Below are 4,047 nucleotides of genomic sequence, written 5' to 3' on the forward strand. Positions count from 1 at the left end.
GGTCGTCGGCGCCCTCGGGCCGGGGGCGGCGCCGGTAGACTTCTCCTCTCACCGCAACATCGGTCCCCGGAGGAGTGCATGGCAGCCAGCGACCGGCCGACGGGAGCGGGCAGGACGGACGGTCTGCTGCGCGCGTCCCTGAGCGCCATCGCCCCGGGCACGCAGCTCCGGGACGGTCTGGAGCGCATCCTGCGGGGCAACACCGGCGGGCTCATCGTGCTCGGCTTCGACCGCACGGTGGAGTCCCTGTGCTCCGGCGGGTTCGTGCTGGACGTGGAGTTCACCGCGACCCGCCTGCGGGAGCTGTGCAAGCTGGACGGCGCGGTGGTCCTGGACCGCGACAGCACCAAGATCGTGCGGGCCGGCGTGCAGTTGGTGCCGGACTCCGACATTCCGACCGAGGAGACCGGCACCCGGCACCGCACGGCGCAACGGGTGTCGATCCAGACCGGTTTCCCGGTGGTGTCGGTGAGCCAGTCGATGCGGTTGATCGCGCTGTACGTGGACGGGCAGCGGCGGGTGCTGGAGGACTCCGGGGCGATCCTGTCGCGGGCCAATCAGGCGCTGGCCACGCTGGAGCGGTACAAGCTGCGGCTGGACGAGGTCACCGGCACGCTCTCCGCGCTGGAGATCGAGGACCTGGTCACCGTCCGGGACGTGGCGGCGGTGGCGCAGCGGCTGGAGATGGTGCGTCGGATCGCGGCGGAGATCGCCGAGTACGTGGTGGAGCTGGGCACCGACGGGCGCCTGCTGTCCCTGCAGTTGGAGGAGTTGATCGCGGGCGTGGAGCCGGAGCGGCAGCTGGTGGTGCGCGACTACCTGCCCGAGGCGAGCGCGAAGCGGTCGAAGAAGGTGTCCACCGCGCTGGCGGACCTGGACGCGCTCACCCACCCCGAATTGCTGGAACTGCCGATGGTGGCCCGGGCCATGGGGTACAGCACCTCGCCGGAGACGCTGGACAGCGCGGTCTCGCCGCGCGGTTTCCGGCTGCTGGCGAAGGTGCCGAGGCTGCCGGGCGCGGTGATCGACCGGCTGGTGGACCACTTCGGCGGGTTGCAGAAGCTGCTGGCGGCCTCGGTGGACGACCTCCAGGCGGTGGACGGGGTGGGTGAGACCCGGGCCCGCTCGGTGCGCGAGGGGCTCTCGCGCCTGGCCGAGTCCTCCATCCTGGAGCGCTACGTCTGACCGGTGTGCCGGGGTCCTCCCGGCGGATCCCGGCCGGCGCGGGTTCCGATGGGGCGGGCCGATGATGTCCGATACCGCCCTGTTCTCCCCCGTGATCACCTTCCGTGGGGTCGGGCCGTGCACCTGATCCCCGCTCCGGTGGAGCTCCTGTCCGGTCCGACGGAGGGCGGCGCGTTCGTCCTCGACCCCGACACCCGGCTGGTCGCGGACGCGGCGAGCGGGACGACCGAACGGTGGCTGACCTCCGTGCTCGGTCCGGCGATCGGCCTGTCGCTGCGCTCCGGCGGGCCCGGCGCGCGGAACGCGATCACCGTGCGGGTCGCCGAGCGGCTCGCGGGGCGCGGCCCCGAGGCGTACGAACTGGTGGTGGACGCCTCCGAAGTGGTGATCGAGGGCGGTGGACCGGCCGGGGTGCTGTGGGGGGGCGCAGACCCTGCGGCAGTTGCCGGGCCCGGACGCCTTCCGGCGCGCCCCGCTGCGCCACGGCCCCCTGAGGGTACCGCCGGTGCGGATCGTCGACGCCCCCCGCTTCGCCTGGCGCGGCATGATGCTCGACGTCGCCCGCCACTTCATGCCCAAGGACGGTGTGCTGCGGTACCTCGACCTGCTCGCCGCCCACAAGCTGAACGTGCTGCACCTGCACCTGACCGACGACCAGGGGTGGCGGATGCCCGTGGAACGGTATCCGCGGCTCACCGAGGTGGGGTCCTGGCGGGCCCGCACCCGACAGGGGTTCGGTGGGGACGCCCGGTGGGAGGAGCGTCCGCACGGTGGCCATTACACCCGCGACGACCTGCGGGAGATCGTGGCGTACGCCGCGGCGCGGCACATCACGGTCGTCCCCGAGATCGACCTGCCCGGCCACTCACAGGCCGCCATCGCGGCTCATCCCCGGTTGGGCAACACCGATGTGGTGGACACCTCCGCGCTGAGGCCGTGGGACCGCTGGGGCATCAACCCGAACGTGCTGAACGTCTCCGAGGCGACGGTGGAGTTCTACGAGAACGTCCTGACCGAGGTGTTGGAGATCTTCCCCTCCGAATGGATCCACGTCGGCGGCGACGAGTGCCCGAAGGAGCAGTGGCGGGCCTCCCCCGCCGCGCAACGCCGCATCCGGGAGCTGGGCCTCGCCGACGAGGACGAATTGCAGAGTTGGCTCATCCGCCACTTCGACCGGTGGTTGGCGGAGCGGGGGCGTCGGCTGGTCGGCTGGGACGAGATCCTCGAAGGGGGATCGGCGCCGGGCGCGACGGTGATGTCCTGGCGGGGGTACGAGGGTGGTCTCGCGGCGGCGCGCGCCGGACACGACGTGGTGATGTGCCCGCAGCAGCACACCTATCTCGACTGGCGCCAGTCCGAGGACCCCGACGAGCCGGTGCCGATCGCGCACGCCCGCACCCTGAGGGACGTCCACCGTTTCGAGCCGGTGCCGGAGTCGCTGACGGATGCGGAGGCGGCACGGATCATCGGTGTCCAGGCCAACGTCTGGACCGAGACCATGGACAGCGCCCGGGCCGTGGACTACATGGTTTTCCCGCGCCTGGCCGCCTTCGCGGAGGTCGCCTGGAGCCCTCGGCCGGGGACGGTCGAGCGGGACTTCGGCGATTTCGGGCGCCGGATGGAGGCCGCCCACCACGCCCGGCTCGACGCGCTCGGGGTGGAGTACCGTCCGCCGTCCGGTCCCCGGCCCTGGCAGCGGCGCCCCGGGGTGCCGGGCCGTCCCCGGGACGGGGCCCCGCCGGCACGGTGACGCCGGCCCGACGGTCCGCCGTTTCGCCCGGGCGACCCTAGTCCTCCTCGAGGCGGAAGGTGGTGCGGGCCACCGGAAAGCCGTCGATCTCGGCCTCGGCCAGGTAGGTGCCGTACGGCGCCTCGGGGCCCCGGGTGTCGCAGTCCTCGACGGAGCGACGACGGTCCCAGGTGATGATCCGCTCCGTCCCGTCGTCCGCGGGCACGGCCACCGGGGCGGAGGCGGAGCCGGTGGGGCAGGTGGTGGAGTCCCAGATCGTCCGATTGCCGTCGTCGGTGCGGGTCATGGTGAGGGTGAACGAGCGGTGGCCGAGATCGGCGCGGCAGTCGGCGGACGAGGTGTTCGTCAGGGTCAGCCGCAGTCGGGGGAGTTCACCGGGCGGGTAGGAGTTGGAGACCGGGGACAGCGAGAGTTCGAGGGCTCCCCCGGGACAACGGGGCAGGGATGCGGGGACCGCGCCGCCGGAGCCCGTCGAGCCGCCGGACGAACCGCCGTCGGAGCCGCCGGCCCCACCCGAGCCGGCCGGGGCGGCCGGGTCGTCGATAGCGATGCCCTCCACGTCACCCGCACCGGGGCCCGCCGGGTCGCCGTCCCCGTCCGCGCCGTCGCCGGTGCCGTCGTCGGTGCCCTCCGCGTCCCCGGTGTCTTCCCCGGCGTCGTCGTCGGCGTCGTCGTCTTCATCCCCCGGGTCCCGGCCACCGGGCCGGTCCTCGACGAGATCCCCGTCCCCGTCCCCGTCCTCGTCCGGTTCGGGGGAGATGGAGGTGGCCGGGCCCCCGGCACCGTCGTCCCCGGACCCCGTGGAGCCCGTGCCCCCGATGTTCATGGCCCACCAGACCAGCAGGCCCAGCGAGGCCAGCAGGAGCAGCGCAACGGCCCGCCGCCGCCAATAGATGGAGGAGGGCAGCGGTCCGACCGGAGTGCGCAGAGATCCCACGCGCAAACTCTACGCTGCCCGCGCCCCCCAACAGCGGCGTTCCCCCGGCGGGTTGCGCTTGCGCGCACGTCCGTTCGGGGTGAGCCCGGCGTCGGGCGGCGCGCTCCGTTCCCGCCACGGTGTCGGACATGCCAGGATCGTGGGGCGATGACACCGAATTCCTCCGCCGCCACGG

General features: G+C 73.3%; 2 protein-coding genes and 1 pseudogene. 2 read left to right on the forward strand and 1 reads right to left on the reverse strand.

What is annotated here, in order from left to right; translation table 11 throughout:
* Positions 1 to 78 precede the first annotated feature (78 nt).
* Complete coding sequence (disA, locus tag FNQ90_RS14835) at positions 79 to 1,185, forward strand: DNA integrity scanning diadenylate cyclase DisA (RefSeq protein ID WP_143622254.1); 1,107 nt, start codon at positions 79 to 81, stop codon at positions 1,183 to 1,185.
* A 48-nt stretch (positions 1,186 to 1,233) separates the two neighbouring features.
* Positions 1,234 to 2,935 (forward strand): annotated as a pseudogene (locus FNQ90_RS14840) (beta-N-acetylhexosaminidase).
* Between the two features lie 37 nt (positions 2,936 to 2,972).
* Here the strand turns inward: FNQ90_RS14840 and FNQ90_RS14845 are convergent.
* Positions 2,973 to 3,872, reverse strand: coding sequence for a hypothetical protein (locus FNQ90_RS14845; protein WP_182606816.1), 900 nt, complete (start codon positions 3,870 to 3,872; stop codon positions 2,973 to 2,975).
* Positions 3,873 to 4,047: the final 175 nt, after the last annotated feature.

This window comes from Streptomyces alkaliphilus (assembly GCF_014141535.1).
GTDB lineage: Bacteria > Actinomycetota > Actinomycetes > Streptomycetales > Streptomycetaceae > Streptomyces > Streptomyces alkaliphilus.